Source organism: Chitinophaga fulva (assembly GCF_012927205.1).
GTDB classification, from domain to species: Bacteria; Bacteroidota; Bacteroidia; order Chitinophagales; family Chitinophagaceae; genus Chitinophaga; species Chitinophaga fulva.
Genome location: NZ_JABBGC010000002.1, coordinates 1,258,303 through 1,273,383, shown reverse-complemented (window position 1 = coordinate 1,273,383; position 15,081 = coordinate 1,258,303). Strand labels below are relative to the sequence as shown.

The 15,081-nt window shown below is 51.1% G+C and carries 11 protein-coding genes; 3 read left to right on the top strand and 8 right to left on the bottom strand.

Annotated elements, in window-relative coordinates:
- The first annotated feature begins 24 nt into the window (after positions 1-24).
- The gene (locus HHL17_RS21840; protein ID WP_169226912.1) at positions 25-2,538 is read left to right on the top strand and encodes a glycoside hydrolase family 9 protein; all 2,514 of its coding nucleotides are present in this window, start codon (positions 25-27) and stop codon (positions 2,536-2,538) included.
- Between the two features lie 35 nt (positions 2,539-2,573).
- On the opposite strand, the gene HHL17_RS21835 is transcribed toward HHL17_RS21840, so the two are convergent.
- From HHL17_RS21835 to HHL17_RS21825, 3 genes are all read right to left on the bottom strand, one after another.
- Positions 2,574-3,239, bottom strand: a complete 666-nt coding sequence (locus HHL17_RS21835; protein ID WP_169226911.1) for a hypothetical protein — start codon at positions 3,237-3,239, stop codon at positions 2,574-2,576.
- A 321-nt stretch (positions 3,240-3,560) separates the two neighbouring features.
- The gene (locus HHL17_RS21830; RefSeq protein ID WP_169226910.1) at positions 3,561-5,072 is read right to left on the bottom strand and encodes a RagB/SusD family nutrient uptake outer membrane protein; all 1,512 of its coding nucleotides are present in this window, start codon (positions 5,070-5,072) and stop codon (positions 3,561-3,563) included.
- An 11-nt stretch (positions 5,073-5,083) separates the two neighbouring features.
- Entirely contained in the window at positions 5,084-8,212 is a 3,129-nt protein-coding gene (locus HHL17_RS21825) for a SusC/RagA family TonB-linked outer membrane protein (protein WP_169226909.1), read from the bottom strand.
- 536 nt (positions 8,213-8,748) lie between these two features.
- Between HHL17_RS21825 and HHL17_RS21820 the strand changes: the two genes are divergently transcribed.
- On the top strand, positions 8,749-9,372 hold the full coding sequence (locus tag HHL17_RS21820) for a hypothetical protein (RefSeq protein ID WP_169226908.1): 624 nt from the start codon (positions 8,749-8,751) through the stop codon (positions 9,370-9,372).
- Here the strand turns inward: HHL17_RS21820 and HHL17_RS21815 are convergent.
- The 5 genes from HHL17_RS21815 to HHL17_RS21795 all read right to left on the bottom strand — a co-directional run bounded on the left by HHL17_RS21815 (position 9,356) and on the right by HHL17_RS21795 (position 13,487).
- Positions 9,356-10,591 carry an RNA polymerase sigma factor gene (locus tag HHL17_RS21815; protein WP_169226907.1) on the bottom strand — a complete coding sequence of 412 codons (1,236 nt, stop codon included), beginning with the start codon at positions 10,589-10,591 and terminating at the stop codon, positions 9,356-9,358. The genes HHL17_RS21820 and HHL17_RS21815 overlap by 17 nt on opposite strands.
- 65 nt (positions 10,592-10,656) lie before the next feature.
- Positions 10,657-10,998: a YciI family protein gene (locus HHL17_RS21810; protein WP_169226906.1), complete on the bottom strand. Its 342-nt coding sequence runs from the start codon at positions 10,996-10,998 to the stop codon at positions 10,657-10,659.
- A 130-nt stretch (positions 10,999-11,128) separates the two neighbouring features.
- Positions 11,129-11,494, bottom strand: a complete 366-nt coding sequence (locus tag HHL17_RS21805) for a VOC family protein (protein ID WP_169226905.1) — start codon at positions 11,492-11,494, stop codon at positions 11,129-11,131.
- Between the two features lie 107 nt (positions 11,495-11,601).
- Positions 11,602-12,954, bottom strand: coding sequence for an alpha/beta hydrolase family protein (locus HHL17_RS21800; RefSeq protein WP_169226904.1), 1,353 nt, complete (start codon positions 12,952-12,954; stop codon positions 11,602-11,604).
- A gap of 20 nt (positions 12,955-12,974) precedes the next feature.
- The gene (locus HHL17_RS21795; protein WP_169226903.1) at positions 12,975-13,487 is read right to left on the bottom strand and encodes a GNAT family N-acetyltransferase; all 513 of its coding nucleotides are present in this window, start codon (positions 13,485-13,487) and stop codon (positions 12,975-12,977) included.
- Positions 13,488-13,565: 78 nt separating this feature from the next.
- On the opposite strand from HHL17_RS21795, the gene HHL17_RS21790 reads away from it, so the two are divergent.
- Positions 13,566-14,990 (top strand): aminotransferase-like domain-containing protein, encoded by a 1,425-nt coding sequence (locus HHL17_RS21790; protein ID WP_169226902.1) that lies wholly within the window; start codon positions 13,566-13,568, stop codon positions 14,988-14,990.
- Positions 14,991-15,081: the final 91 nt, after the last annotated feature.

Genomic DNA, 15,081 nt, shown 5'->3' with positions numbered 1-15,081 from the left:
GTGGGAAAATGTTAATACAGGAAGATGAAAAAAAACTGTCTGACGATAATAGTCACTTTGTGGCTGACCAGCCTCCGTGTATCTACCGCCATGGGGGCCACGGAATCCTGGATACGGATTAATCAGCTCGGATATCTGCCCCAGGGTGTTAAAGTGGCGGTATGGGCGAGTAAGGGCAGCACGGTGCCGGCTAATTTCCAGCTGGTGGACTCCGCCAGCGGTAAAGCTGTTTTTACGGCCAGTACCGGCAAGCCCTTCGGCCGCTACGGCCCTTTTAATGAAACGGCGCGACTGGATTTCAGCAGCTGGAAACAAACAGGCACGTTTTACCTGAAGGCCGGGGAGGTGAAATCCCCTTACTTTCGTATAGCCACCGACGTGTACGCCGGTGCCGCCGATTTTACGCTGCGGTACATGCGGCAGCAGCGGTCGCTCTTTAATCCTTTCCTGAAAGATTCCTGTCATACCCATGACGGCTATACGTTGTACGGCCCCATGCCGGACAGTACCCACCTGGACGTGGCCGGCGGCTGGCATGATGCCAGCGACTACCTCCAGTATTCCACTACATCGGCCAATGCTACCTACCACCTGCTGGCAGCCTATCGTGATTTTCCGCAGGTATTCGGTGACCGTTATGCGGCCAACGGACTGGAAGGCGGCAACCATGTGCCCGACATCCTCGACGAGGCACGCTGGGGGCTTGACTGGCTGCTGAAAATGCATCCCCGCGATAACTGGATGTTCAACCAGATCGCAGATGACCGCGACCACCACGGCATGCGCCTCCCCAAAGAAGACCCTTTCTACGGAAGAGGATTTGAACGTCCGGTATATTTTTGCTCCGGCCAGCCACAGGTACGGGGCAAGTTCATGAACCAGACCACCGGCGTGGCCTCCACGGCCGGTAAGTTCTCCAGCGCTTTCGCATTGGGATACGACCTGCTGAAAGATAAAGACGCTGCCTATGCCGGTACCCTCCGGCAAAAAGCACTCACTGCTTATGATATGGGCCGTAAACAACCGGGCGTATGCCAGACGGCCTCCGTATTGTCGCCCTATATTTATGCGGAAGACAACTGGGTGGATGATATGGAACTGGCTGCTGCCTCACTGTACCGGCTAAACGGAAAAGAGGCCTACCGCCAACAGGCACTGGATTATGCGGGCCAGGAAAAAGTAACGCCCTGGCTGGGAAAAGACACGGCCCATCACTATCAATGGTATCCCTTCATCAACCTCGGACACTATGAACTGGCCCGGCAATTGAAAGGCGCCTCCCGGCAAACCATCACCGGTTATTATCAAACCGGCATTGACAAAGTATGGCAACAGGCTAAGAACAATGCATTCTATCGTTATATTCCTTTTATATGGTGCAGCAACAACCTCACCACTGCTTTCGCTATTCAGTGCTACTGGTACCGGCAGTTGACCGGCAGCAATACCTATGCGGCGCTGGAACAGGCCAACTTCGACTGGCTCTTTGGCTGCAATCCATGGGGCACCAGTATGGTGTACGGACTGCCCGCTCATGGCGACACGCCGGAAGATCCTCACTCTGCTTTCACCCATCTCGGGCATTACCCGGTAGATGGTGCGCTGGTAGACGGTCCGGTATATACCAACATCTACAAAAACCTGATCGGTATCAAACTGTCTAAACCAGACGTCTATGCGGAGTTTCAAAGTGATCTCGCCGTATACCACGATGATTTCGGCGACTACAGCACCAACGAGCCTACGATGGACGGTACTGCTTCGCTGATATACCTATTGGCAGCCATGGACCAGGAAGGCCGTAACCATGGCGCCGCTGCGCCGGCTAACGGTTCCGTACACACGTATGCTGCAGGCGCCATCATCCGGGGCGATACCAGCCGTAAAACGCTGACGCTCGTCTTCACCGGTGATGAATTTGCAGATGGTGGTCAGGTGATACGCGGCATACTAAAACAACAAAAAGTACCCGCTGCCTTTTTCCTGACAGGGAAGTTCTATGGCAATCCAGCCTTTCAGCCGCTGGTAAAGCAACTCAAAGCGGACGGCCACTACCTCGGGCCTCATTCCGATCAGCATCCGCTGTATTGTGATTGGCAAAAACGCGACAGTCTTTTGATCACGCATGCTGCTTTTGAAAAAGACCTCGCCGCCAACTACCGCAAGATGCAGGCGCTGGGCATCCCCAAAAACGCGGCGCATTATTTTTTGCCACCCTATGAATGGTACAACGATACCATCGCGCAATGGACCCGTGCGGCAGGGCTGCAACTGGTGAATTTCACGCCCGGCACACGTTCCAACGCGGACTATACCACACCGGCTATGAAAGGATACCGCTCTTCAGAAGAGATCTATCAATCCATTCTGCAATACGCCGATACCCAACCGGCAGGACTGAACGGATTTATGCTCCTGCTGCACATCGGCACTGATCCTGCCCGCACAGATAAATTTTATAACCGCCTGAATGAACTGATCACGGACCTGAAAAAGAAAGGTTACCGGTTTGTTCAGCTTGGGCAGTTACTGCATTAATAAAGGCCCCGGACGAAAGTCCGGGGTTTTTCGTATCACCAGTTCCTGCCACTGCTGTAAGCATCGTACTCTATCGGCGAAAGAGGATCTTCGGGATGATGAAGCAAATATCTGCGCGCTTTTTCGCTGTCCTTATGCGGCAGATAAAGAAAACTGACGAAACGGTAGGGTCTTCCATAGAAAATTTCTTCCGGATCTTTGGCCAGGTTAAGCCCGGCACGGGGTACGGCAAACACACGTACATCACCGATATTGTTGTACGCAGGAATAGTAGAGATGTCCACCAGCCCGAAATGCAACGGCTCCTCCCGCATGATGCTGCCAAATTGTTTGAATATCTCCGTGCAAACTTTTAAGGGGCCTGCTATGGCGCCGGCACGGGATGGAAGGTGCCGGGTATCAGCCACCGGCGCGATGCCGCGGATGAGGATACCACCAAAAGATTGCTCCGTCGCCAGCGTGATGTCCATCCCTGAACCATGAAAATACCACTCTCCGTTACTGCTGCGGGGATGCTCATGTGCGTAGGCATACGGATCGTTATGAGTATCACTGCAGTAATAAAACTCACAATCCACAACCCGGTAAAAGTTTTCTCCGACCCGTAACAAATGATTATTCATCAGCATTCCCGCGATGTTCCGGAAGGATGCCATACAGGTTTCTGTATCCATGTCATCTATGTGCAAGAGGTCTGTCATACCTGAATTTTTCTGCGAAGAAAATGAATATGACCGGATGATGTTTATATGTAAAATATGCTGTTGGAAGGTAGATTATAATAACGATTTACAGCGGTTTTGAGAGCAAGTATAATTATTATCAGGACAGCGTTTTTATCATTAATGGAGAGGCTGTTTTGAAGGATAGTGAACGCTTTTGAATGGGTTTAATTAATTATGATGTTTGATACACGAAGCCGGTGCGAAATTTTTTTGCTGAGTGATGACAGTTTTTTTGTCCAGGGTTAAATAGTAACCGGCCGGCAGCAACAGCTGCCAACCGGTTGTTGGGCTCATGGATCACGGATTTTGATCTTCCGGATTGATTTTATCGTTGGCATCAACCTCAGAAATCGGTATCTGTATCAGCCAGCGGGGATCGGTGGCTGGAATATTCAGCAGGTAGGGGTGATTGCCGGTGCGGACAAGGTCGCGCTGATAACGCTTCAGGTCAAAGTAATACACGCCTGCTTCTCCATACATTTCTTTGCGGCGTTCCAGCAGTATCATACTGATCAACGCGTCTTTGCCGATGGAGGCGGGCGGTTTTACAGCAGCGGGATCACGCAGTCCCTGAACAGCGAACAACACATCAATAGCTTCCTGGAGCTTGTCTTGCTGGGCCAGCCCTTCCGCTTCTATAAAGTACATTTCTGCGGCACGCATCACGAGAATATCGCCGGTGATGGAAGTGGCCAGCCTTGATCTGTATTTGCGGCTGCTCCATTTACGTGCAGGTGCAGCAGGATTATTACCGTTGTCAATGAACAACGCCCGGCGGGTATCGCTTACGCTGTAGGTGTTCACAAAATCATTGTTGAAAAAAATGTTGCGGTAGTAGCCGCTGTTGACATCCATAAAACTGAACTGGGAATAGTAGGTGAGACTTTGGTCTTCCGGTACGGGAAAACCCCACATCCATTCCTGGTTGCTGAGATCATTGAATCCGCCACCATAGCTGGTGTTGCTCATCAGCGGAAAACCGTCGCGGGCGGCTTTGGCATTGTCGATGGCTTTCTGCCACAGGGCAGGGTCAGACATGGCCAGTTCCTGGTATACTTCTGCCAGGATGCCCTGTGCCACATTGCGGTTGATGCGGAACTTCTCGTTCCTGTCGTCGGTCAGTTTGGTGGTGGCTTCTTCCAGGTCAGACAGGATCAGCTTATATACTTCTTTCAGCGGTGCACGCGGATTACCTTTGCTGTCCTTGGAAGCAGGCTCGGTATACAATGGCACGCCACTGGCATTGGGATTTTTGGCGTAGGTATATTGATAGGACCTGGCCAGCCAGAAATAGGAGTAAGCGCGGATGGCTTTGGCCTCGGCAATCAGTGCTGCTTTTTCTGCGTCGGAAGCGCCGGTGATGCCGGGTGTATATTTGATGATGGCATTGGCGTTGTTGATAGCTTTGTAAAACATGTCCCAGATCTGCCGGGTACGGCTGCCTGTTTGTATACGGCCGGAGGCATTTTCTTCCCAGGCGGTTTCCCAGCGCCACCAGGTGCGTAATCCTTCAAAGACATCGTTGCCTCTTACTTCGTAGAAAAACATGGTGGTCTGTAAGCCCCGGCAGGTGAGGTTACCGCTGTTGTTAGGGTCGCCGCCGTAGCCGTTGTAGTTTTCGGAACGGAATATCCAGTATATGCCGGTCATGGCGCTTTCTGCGCCGGCTTTATTGGAGAAAATAATGTTGTCTGTCAGGTTCCCGTCTTCGGGAGATGGTGCATTGAGAAATTCTTTCTTACAGGCGGAAAGTACCAGCAGCGAGAGAACTGTGGCGGCTATGATAGTGCGGGATAGTTTCATCATCATGATTTTTAGTTTTAAAGCCCTACGTTGATACCGATGGAGAATATTTTGTTGGTCGTGGTGTTGTTACCACTGGTGGTGGCATCAACGCCGGCTTCGGGATCTGCGCCTTTAGGTCCGCCAAAGACAGTGAAGGCATTCTGCAGATCGGCAAATACACGGGCGTTGCTGATATGGGCACGTTTCAGCAGTCCTTCGGGGAAACGGTACCCCAGTGTAATGTTACGGATACGCATATAGCTCAGGTCATACAGGAAACGGCTGGAGCTGGCGGCGCTATTGTCGGCGGTGGTGCTCAGTTTGGGCGTAAGGCCATCACCAGGGTTTTCGGGACTCTGCCATCTTTTGTATACGTCCATGCTGGCGTTATTGCCGAAGTTGACCATTCCGTTGCGCAGCGCGGCATAGTCGGCGTCATAGTACTTGCCGCCAATGGCAAAGGAGGCCAGCACCGTGAAGTCGAAATTACGGTAGCGGATGGTGTTGGTGATACCACCGGTATAGTCGGATAATTTGTTGCCCAGGTGATAGCGGGTGGCTTCACTGTATTTTTTTGTGGTGACTTTATTGCCGGCATTGGCAGCGTCATCTTTATACCACATGGGTTTGCCATCGGTGGGGTCTACACCGGCATATTGGGGAATGAACCATTCATACCAGCTGCCACCGAGGACCTGGTTGGTGCCGGGCGCAACTTCCGTGATCACATTTTTCAGTTTGGTCACGTTAACGGATGTACGCCATTCCAGTTTTGATGTACGGAGGTTGAGGGTGTTGAGTTCTATTTCGAATCCGGCGTTTTTAACACCGCCCACATTGTCAGCGATGAAGTTGATACCGGTGGAATTGGGCAACGGCCTGTTAAACAGCAGGTGGGCGGATCTTCTGTCGAAGTATACAAATGAACCGGTGATGCGGTCTTTCAGCACGCCGAATTCCACGCCAAGGTCCAGCTGCTTCTGCGTCTCCCAGCTGAGTGACGTATTAGCGACGGTATTGATGATAGAACCAGGTGTGGACCCCACATTGGCGCCGGCGGAATAAGTGCCCAGGTACGGGAAACTGCCGGGCAGCGCCTGGTTACCACTGGTACCATAGCTGGCTTTGAGTTTCAGCTGACTGAGAAAGTCTACATTTTCCATAAACTGTTCTTTGTCCAGGTTCCAGGATGCGCCTGCTGCATAGAACACGCCCCAACGTACGTCTTTTGCAAAGCGGGTGGCGCCGTCTGTCCGGATGGACAGGCTCAAATGGTATTTGTCGGAAAGATCATAGGCGGCGCGGGCGAAATAGCTTTGCAACCGGAATGTTTCCTTGTAGCCTTCTGCGGTGGACGTGGTGCCATAACTGGGTTGCGTGGGCTTCGCATAGGTGAAGCCGGTACGCTGGGTAGTGGTGATTTCACTCACCCGCCGGAAGGCTTCCATACCGGCTACCACGTTCACATGATGCTGACCAAAGGTATTGTCATAGGTAAATGCATTGCTGAAGTTCTGCGCATATAGCAAGGTAATGGAACGGAAGCTTAAACCACCGCTGGTGGTGCCATCGCCGTAGAATGGATTCCAGAAAGTATTGTTGTCGATCTGGTTGTAGTCGATGGAATATTGCGATTTGAAGCTGAGCCCTTTGAAAAGATCTACGCCAACATAGGCGTTACCGTTAGCTGTCAACCGCTCGTTGGTAATGGGGTTGATGCTGGTGGTAGCGGAAGGGTTTTGTCCCTGGTTAAAGAGGCGGTTCTGGGCTGCAGGCCGTTGTACGCCCAATACGGTGGTATTGTTACCGAAGTCGAATACTTTGTTGCCGGAGCCGTCCAGCAGGAAATCGCCGGTCTTCCAGTCACGCAGGTATATAGGGTGAATAGGCGCTATGGTCCGGGCAAAACCGATGCCGTTGGAGGCGGCGGCGTTACCCTGGTAGGGGTAGTTCTGGTAGGAATAGGCGAGACTGCTGTTAACGCCCACCTGCAACCATTTCACGGGGGTGGCGTCTATTTTGGCCCGTCCGGAGTAACGTTTGAATTCAGATTCTTTCTGAAGGCCCTGGTCCTGGATATAACCACCGGAGAGATAGTAGCGGATGGTATTGGCGGCATCGCTGCCGGATACGTTCATATTGAGATCGTGCCGGATACCGGTACGGGTCATCTCATCCATCCAGTTGTCGTTCCACAACATTTTTGCGTTAGGGTCTATCTTGCCGTTTTCGCCGACGGGCTGTGCTACGTTAAACGGATTGTACACGAGACGCGGTGCTACCTGTTTGCTGGCATAAGCTTCGGGCGTAGGCACGTTGAACTGTGTCAGCAGGGCCGGATTATCACGGGCATCGTTACGCAGCGCTTCCCAGGCCATTTCATAGTATTGGGTGGCATTGAGGGTGGAATACTCTTTGACGGCCCTGCGGGAGAAACCGGTCAGACCGGAAAATTCAAAATGGCTCTTGCCTTTGCCGCGTTTGGTGGTGATCTGAATGATACCGTTGGCGGCACGGGAACCATAGATGGAAGTAGAAGATGCATCTTTGAGAACTGTGATGCTCTCTACGTCACCGGGATTGATACTGTTAATGCTGCCGCTGTACGGTGTCCCGTCCAGCAGTATCAGTGGGTCGTTGCTGGCGTTGAAGGAGCCGATGCCACGAATACGGATAGTGGGGTTTTCGCCAGGCTGACCGCTGGAGGTGATGGCCAGTACGCCGCTGGCATTGCCCTGCAATACCCCGGTGACGGTAGATACCTGCAGGTCTTTGAATTTCTCGTTGCTGATCACGGCAGCGGTGCCGGTGAAGGCCTGTTTGCGGGTATTGCCATAAGCTGTGATCACCACTTCGCCCAGTTGTTTGTCTTTGCTTTTCAGCCTGACGATGAGACTGTCCTGTGCTCCGGCCCTTATTTGTTGTGGCTCGTAGCCGATGGCATAAAATTCCAGCAGTGCGCCGGCAGTAACGGTAATGGTAAAACGTCCTTGCTGGTCCGTAGGAACGGCTTTGGCGCCGCCCGTTTGGCGGACAGACACACCGGATAGGGGATGACCGTCATCTGCATCCCTGACGGTCCCGGATACATTTTTGGTTTGAGCAATGGCCCCAGTGCACAGACACACCAGGAAAGCCAGCACGAGTAGACATTTTTTTTTCATGAGCTATGAGGATTTGTTCGGAAATACAGTGCTGTTACGGATTTTCTTATGGGCATAACATCCCCGGAACACCGCTGAAGGTGCTCTTGTCAAGGTTGATATGAAGACATACAGGAGCCTGTTCCATTAATGGTAATGGAATAACGGTGATCTCCAAAGGCATATAGGAGCCGGTCCCATCACAAATAGTAACGGAATAACGGTGATCCCTATACGGAAAATTACAGCCGTGATGTCAGAAGGCCCGTGGGTGTTCTATTTCCAGCTATAGCAGGTTTATTGGCGGTAGCTGGACGGTGCTGATTTTATAACGGATTTTGATTGATGACTTATAGGTTACGCTGGCATTGGTTCCATTGTTCTGTCATATATCATTGTTGCTCTCTGAGGTGGAACTACAGTCAGTCTACAGATCAAGTATACATGTTTTTATCAAGGTTACATCCGGCGGGACAATATTTGTACGCATTCAGACAATAATGATTAAATACCAGATAAGTTTAGATACAGCTGAAATATATTTACTTTGTAGTACGATGGACCATGAAGAACAAATAAAACAACTGCGGCTACAGGTGCCTGTCGGCCTGCGCCATGCGGGCCTGTTGCTGGAAAAAACCGGAGGTGATATCATGGCAGCCCGGCAGTTGTTTATACAGGAAATACAGGCTGCCGTGCTGGGTAAAACAACTGCACCACCGGAACTGGTGTTGCCCCTGCTGGAGCAACACCAGTATGATATACCACGTACACTGCTTGCGATAGAGGAGGTATTGTATACTATAACGGAGAGGATACTACGAAAAGTCAAAAACAACCCCGAAGCAGCTATCGATAAAGTAGCGTTGGCCATCGAGACAGCAACGCCGCTGCAGCGGAACTTCTGGCTGTCTTTAGAGACCATGACGCTGCCCAATTCATATCAGCAGGCTTTTATGATCATCCATGAATGGCTCTCCTATGAGGACTATGAGGGATTTGACTCCGCGCTGTATTTTCATCGGGAGCTGGTAAGCACCACCATCCGGGATATGCTGTCCTGCCCCGAAGCAGCAGCTGCCATCCGGGATGGTCATGAAGACGCCTTCCGCCTTCACCGCGAAACGGTGATCTCACAACTATATGCGTTGGTAGTAAACAACATCAGCTATTTCCCGTAAGCTGTTGTATTTTTTGTGCGATAATTTTTTTGTCGGCAGATGAATGACTTAACGCCAGGGCTCTTTCAAGCGCGCTGCGGGCAGAACGGTCGTCAACACCGGTATACAATTCTCCCAGTAACAGATGATACTGATAGTGGTCATTGAGCGACAACTTCTTCGCTTCCTCTAAGGCCGCTTCCTTGCTGTTGGCCCTGGAGAGGGCGTAGGTCCTGTTGAGCGCGGCAATGGGAGAGTACTCTACGGTCAACAAATGATTATATAATTGCAGGATATTTTCCCACTTCTCCCGTGTATCGGTCCTGATGGTATGCCAGTAAGCGATACCTGCTTCAAAGTGATATTTGGAGGCGGTATTGCCTTCGGAGGCTTTATTCAGGAAAAACTGTCCCTGTTGGATAAGGTCTTCGTCCCAGAGACTGGTGTCCTGGTCATCATATAAAATAGTTTCCCCACTATCGTCGGTACGGGCTTCGAACCGGGAGGCCTGGAAGCTCATCAGGGCTATGAGCGCATTGACGGCGGGTGTATTGGTAGCTTCGTTTTCTGTCAGTAAAAAGGTGAGCCGCATGGCTTCGAGGCACAGGTCCTTACGCAGCGAATGGTCATGACTGGCAGAGAAATAACCCTCATTGAACAGGAGATAAAGGGTGCGCAGCACCGCTTCCAGCCGGCTGGGGATTTGGGCAGCATCCGGAAACGCGATCGCAATATTTTCTTCACGCAGCTTCTCTTTAGCCCGCAGTAATCGTTTGTTGATGGTGTCTTTACTGGTCAGGAATGCGTCTGCAATTTCTTCGATGCCGAAACCGCACAATACGCGCAGGGCCAGCCCTATCTGCGATTCCAGGGAAATGGCGGGATGGCAGACGGCAAACATCATCTGTAATTGGCTATCCTTGATATTCTGAACAGAGAGGTCTATCTCCGGCACTTCGCTGGTAGCAGCCTGACTCAATTGCACGGATACCTTTTGCTGGAACACGGCCCGGTGTTTCAGGTGATTTTTCGCTTTGTTTTTGGCCACGGTGTACAACCAGGCCGCAGGGTTTTCCGGCAGCCCTTTCAGTCCCCATAATTCAGAGGCAGACAAAAAGGTCTCGCTGGCAATATCTTCGGCTATGTCCAAATGTTCAAACCCCAGCAGCTTGCACAATACAGCGGTGATCTTACTGTATTCGGTTCTGAACAGATGGGGGAGCAGTTCTTTTTCTTCCATAATATAAAAGCCTATGTAATACTGCAATATTACATAGGCTCTGCGATTTTTTATCCTTCGGGAGATTATAATACACTGATTTCCCTGATTTCCACGTTACCGCCAACTGCCAGTACGGGGCAACCCTTGGCCAGTTCAGCTGCTTCTTCAAGAGAATTAGCTTGTATAACGGTGTAGCCGCCCAGTGTTTCTTTGATTTCGGTGAAAGGTCCGTCCGTCACCACATTATTCGGTCTGATCACTTTACCGGTCTGCTCCAGGCGGTTGCCGCGGTCAGCCAGTTTGTTCTGTGCTGCAATGCCGCCAATCCAGTCCATCCATTTTTTGGTGTTAGCCTGCATTTCTTCAGGTGAACGTTGGGCTGCTAAAGTAAAATCTGCTCTGTAGAGAAATAAGAAATTTTTCATGGCCTTAAATTTAGATGTTTATAACCTAATAACAACCATGCTTTCATGAATAAGACATCTTTCTCCAAAATTTCTTAAAGTTTTTGTAAGATATTTTAAATCAATCTTTTGGGAGATGATTGAGTAGTCTTTAAAAACTGAATTGATGAATACTGAGCCCATTATGGTCCGGGTCCTGCAGAAAGAAAACTTTCCCGAAAGGTGACTCACGGATGTCTGAAACCGTTACTCCTTCCTGGTGCAGCCGCTCCCGCTCGCTGATAATATTCTCTGTTTCCAGTACCAGTCCCTGTAAGGAACCGGCCTGCATATGACTATAAGGCCATTGCCGTACCAGGGAAATAGTAGTGACCTGGTTACTGAAGCCCAGCTGTATCCACATGTCCCCATTGGGCATCACTACTTCGGCCAGCAGTTCAAAGCCCAGTAACAGATAAAAGTCTTTGGACAGCTGTTGATCAGTGACGGGTACAGAAATGTTCTCAATAGCTTTCATGAAAGGAGAATTGCTGCAAAGGTAACCCCGCAAAGGTAAACGGCAGGGGAGACCTGCGACAATCGCCAAGGGGTATTCCGACAATCCATCACGAATGACGTATGCTATTAATGCTTGGTCCCTGACTGAAACTCCGCAATGGATTGCCCATCACCATAGTGTTTTTTAACCTGCCGGGTCAGTATCCAGTCACGCAGCAGCTCAAAGTAACCGGCTGACTGCCGGAGGAGCACCGGGCCCTGTGGGCTGTCCTGGACATCGATGATGCCATGGTCCGCATTCGGAAAAATCACTACATCAATATTTTTGCGGGTCGCGGTGGCTTCTTTCAACGCAGCAATGGTCCCCGCATTGGGAGCTTCCGTGTCTTTTCCGGCAATCACCCATAACATCGGTACGTTTACGCGGCGGAAGGGAGGCAGCGGATCATAATCCAGCGGGATGTCTGTCGGGAAAATTTGCTTCAGGCTGTCCAGTTGTGCCCGGCTGGAGTTGAGGATTAATCCGGTATAATCGCCCTGTAATGATGCAAACCATGGCTCCTGTTTATACTTTGCTTTGATGGAGTCAAGGGCTGCAAACCCACCATTGAATCCCTTGCGGAACACTTCGTCTGTGGCAGCTACCACTTGCATGGCCCGGGCAATGGCCTCTTCGCTGTAATGTCCCTCCTTCAAATCGTGTAACACCTCCTGGCGGTTCTCTTCCTTAGGTGGAATGAGCAGGCTGTAGCTGGCAATAACAAAATCCACCGGTGTGAGCGTAGCGGTAAGCGGCACTATCCATCCACCCTGACTTTCGCCCATCAAACCAGTAGGCGCGCCTTTCACTGCCGCCTGGGCTTTTACGGCCTTCACAACAGCCACCATATCGGCGGCCAGCAGTTCAAAATTGGCGCTCAGTGTGCCGGTGGACCTGCCGGTGCCTCTTTTATCATACACAAATACAGCAATATCACCCAGTGGCAATATGTAGTGTTTATAGTTATTGTATACCGCTGATGTCCCGCCGGATCCGTCATGCATTATCAATACCGCCCTGGGCTTGCGATGGACAGGAAGGTACAGCTCTCCGTAAATAGAAGCACCTTTCACCGGAATATGTATGGGGATAACGGGAAAGGGTATACGTTTCCCGGTAAACGTTTTTCCATCCTGCTTAAAAACGAGCGAATCATTGACACAGCCACCAAAGCGCGCAAAGACATTCGGATCTTTCGCATTGGCCCAGCCAGGGCCGGAAAGATAACTGCTGTCGGCCTGCAAAAAGAGGCGGCCGGTAGTGCCGTCCAGCCGGCGGTAGCGGAGATCTTTATCCTGCGAAGGGCTGATCACCAGCTGGCTGCCATCGCTCAGCGCGTAGGCGCCATTGCGGCAGTTGGAAAAACTTTCGGTTTGCTGGGCAGCAGCGGCGCCGGTTATCAGGACAGCTGTGAACAACGATAAAAGGTGTGTTTTCATATATCGGTTATAGATAGTTGTCAAAGGACCAGTTCAAACGTAGCAAAACCACCATCCTTATAGTGTGCCGGCAGCCCCTCCGGATTGGGAATTTCCACTACGCCAAGGTAAGTGAAGCCGCAGCTGACGTAATAATTGTTCAGCTTCTCATTACCGGCGCCGGTGTCCAGCCGCAGATACTGCCGGCCATGCTCCCGCCCGTACCGTTTTGCCCAGTCAACGATCTGTTTCACAAATCCACGGCCCCGGTATGCCGGATGTGTGGCAATACGGTGAAGATACAGAGAAGGATCATCGTCCTTATCACCCCATATCAACGGATCGTTGAAAGTGGTGACAAACACACAAACCGTCTTATCGTCCACCACCAGCTTCCACTGCCTTTTTTCTTCGATTTCCTGCTCCACCACAGACCGCTCAAATCCTTTCCAATAACGGCCTGCTAATCCTTTTAGCCGCTGATAATTGGTGCCTTCGTCATAAAGGTAAAAGATATCGTCTATGTCTGTAACAGTGCTGTTGATTATTTCCATGGCGCAATTGTTTCTCCAAAATTATTTACTTTGCACTTACTGTAACAGATACAGATTTAGAATATTTTAGTGTAACAGATGAAAGATTTCCATTACATCGAGATAGCCAACCGGATAGAGGCCATGATCAACAACGACACCTATCCGTTGGGCGAAAAACTGCCCTCCCTGCGGGCGGTCAGCGAGCATTTTAAGGTGAGTGTAGGCACCTCACTAAAAGCCTATTCACTGTTGATAGACAAAGGCCTGCTGGCTTCCAGGGAGAAATCAGGGTATGTGCCCCTGCGCAAGTCCACGGGGCATACGGAGCAACCGGTGGCGACTTCCGCGGCGCCCGCCATCCGTGAGGTGAACGTGAGCCGTATCATCAGTAAAATGCCGGTCGATGCGGGACCTCATCCGCCGGGCTTTATCTCGTTTTTTAATGCGTCGCTGGAAACACATATGATACCGTTTAATGCGGTGCGGCGCAGCCTGCAGAAGGCCTCCCGCGATCTCACAGGCACGCACCTGCAATATGAATCTACCATGGGCAACCTGTTGCTGCGGGAACAGATTGCGCGCCTCTCTTTTTATTGGAACGGCAGCCTCTCTGCCAACGACATACTGGTGACCAACGGCACCCTCGAAGCACTCAGCCTCAGCCTGCGAGCAGTCACCAGTCCCGGCGATGCCGTGGTAGTGGAATCACCCTGTTACTACGGTATCCTGCAATGCCTCGAACAACTGAAACTGAAAGTAATAGAACTGCCCTGCGATCCGGAAGATGGCATCAATATCCGGCAACTGGAAGAGATCGTGGATACCTATGATATCGCGGCCTGCCTCTTCATCTCCAATTTTAATAACCCCAACGGGGTCATATTGTCTGACGAAAAGAAAAAATGGATTGCTGAACTGGCCTGGAAACGTCAGCTGCCTGTGATTGAAGATGATGTGTACGGAGAGCTGTATTTCGGCCCTGTCAGGCCCACTACCATCAAAACCTACGACAAACATGGCTGGGTGATGCTGTGTGCTTCTTTCTCCAAAACAGTAGCCTCCGGTTTCCGTATCGGCTGGTGCGCACCGGGGCGTTTCATAGAAAAAGTAGCGCAGCTGAAAGCTACCACCAATGTGGCCACAGCCTCCGTATTGCAACTCTCACTGGCCGATCTGCTGACCAGCGGCACCTATCAGCGGCATCTCCGTAAACTGAGGCCACTGGTGCATAAGCAGGTGCTGCTCACCACCCAGTATATTGAACAGTATTTCCCGTCCGGCGTAAGGATCAGCCAGCCCGAAGGCGGCATGGTGCTTTGGGTGGAATTACCCAAACAGGTAGATGCCCTGAAATTGCAGAAGCTGGCACTGGAACATCATATCAACATCGCACCGGGACCGCTCTTCTCCAGCACCGGCGGCTATCGCAACTATATCCGCATCAGTTGTAATAAACACTGGAACAGGCAGGTGGAACAGGCTGTCCGTAAACTGGGCAATCTCGTCAGAAGCTTGTGTTGAATGCGGTTGTCCCAGGGGTTGTTCAGGTTCGATTGTAATCAGCATGGAATTGTGATGCAATGTTGATTTTGGGCTCCTATCGCATTCCCAG

What these genes read in the sequence shown, in the direction of transcription:
- HHL17_RS21805 (WP_169226905.1), bottom strand. Translation starts at nt 11,494, where the DNA reads ATGAAAGCTATTGAGAACATTTCTGTACCCGTCACTGATCAACAGCTG.
- HHL17_RS21790 (WP_169226902.1), top strand. Translation starts at nt 13,566, where the DNA reads ATGAAAGATTTCCATTACATCGAGATAGCCAACCGGATAGAGGCCATG.
- HHL17_RS21820 (WP_169226908.1), top strand. Translation starts at nt 8,749, where the DNA reads ATGGACCATGAAGAACAAATAAAACAACTGCGGCTACAGGTGCCTGTC.
- HHL17_RS21840 (WP_169226912.1), top strand. Translation starts at nt 25, where the DNA reads ATGAAAAAAAACTGTCTGACGATAATAGTCACTTTGTGGCTGACCAGC.
- HHL17_RS21800 (WP_169226904.1), bottom strand. Translation starts at nt 12,954, where the DNA reads ATGAAAACACACCTTTTATCGTTGTTCACAGCTGTCCTGATAACCGGC.
- HHL17_RS21825 (WP_169226909.1), bottom strand. Translation starts at nt 8,212, where the DNA reads ATGAAAAAAAAATGTCTACTCGTGCTGGCTTTCCTGGTGTGTCTGTGC.
- HHL17_RS21795 (WP_169226903.1), bottom strand. Translation starts at nt 13,487, where the DNA reads ATGGAAATAATCAACAGCACTGTTACAGACATAGACGATATCTTTTAC.
- HHL17_RS21815 (WP_169226907.1), bottom strand. Translation starts at nt 10,591, where the DNA reads ATGGAAGAAAAAGAACTGCTCCCCCATCTGTTCAGAACCGAATACAGT.
- HHL17_RS21830 (WP_169226910.1), bottom strand. Translation starts at nt 5,072, where the DNA reads ATGATGATGAAACTATCCCGCACTATCATAGCCGCCACAGTTCTCTCG.
- HHL17_RS21810 (WP_169226906.1), bottom strand. Translation starts at nt 10,998, where the DNA reads ATGAAAAATTTCTTATTTCTCTACAGAGCAGATTTTACTTTAGCAGCC.
- HHL17_RS21835 (WP_169226911.1), bottom strand. Translation starts at nt 3,239, where the DNA reads ATGACAGACCTCTTGCACATAGATGACATGGATACAGAAACCTGTATG.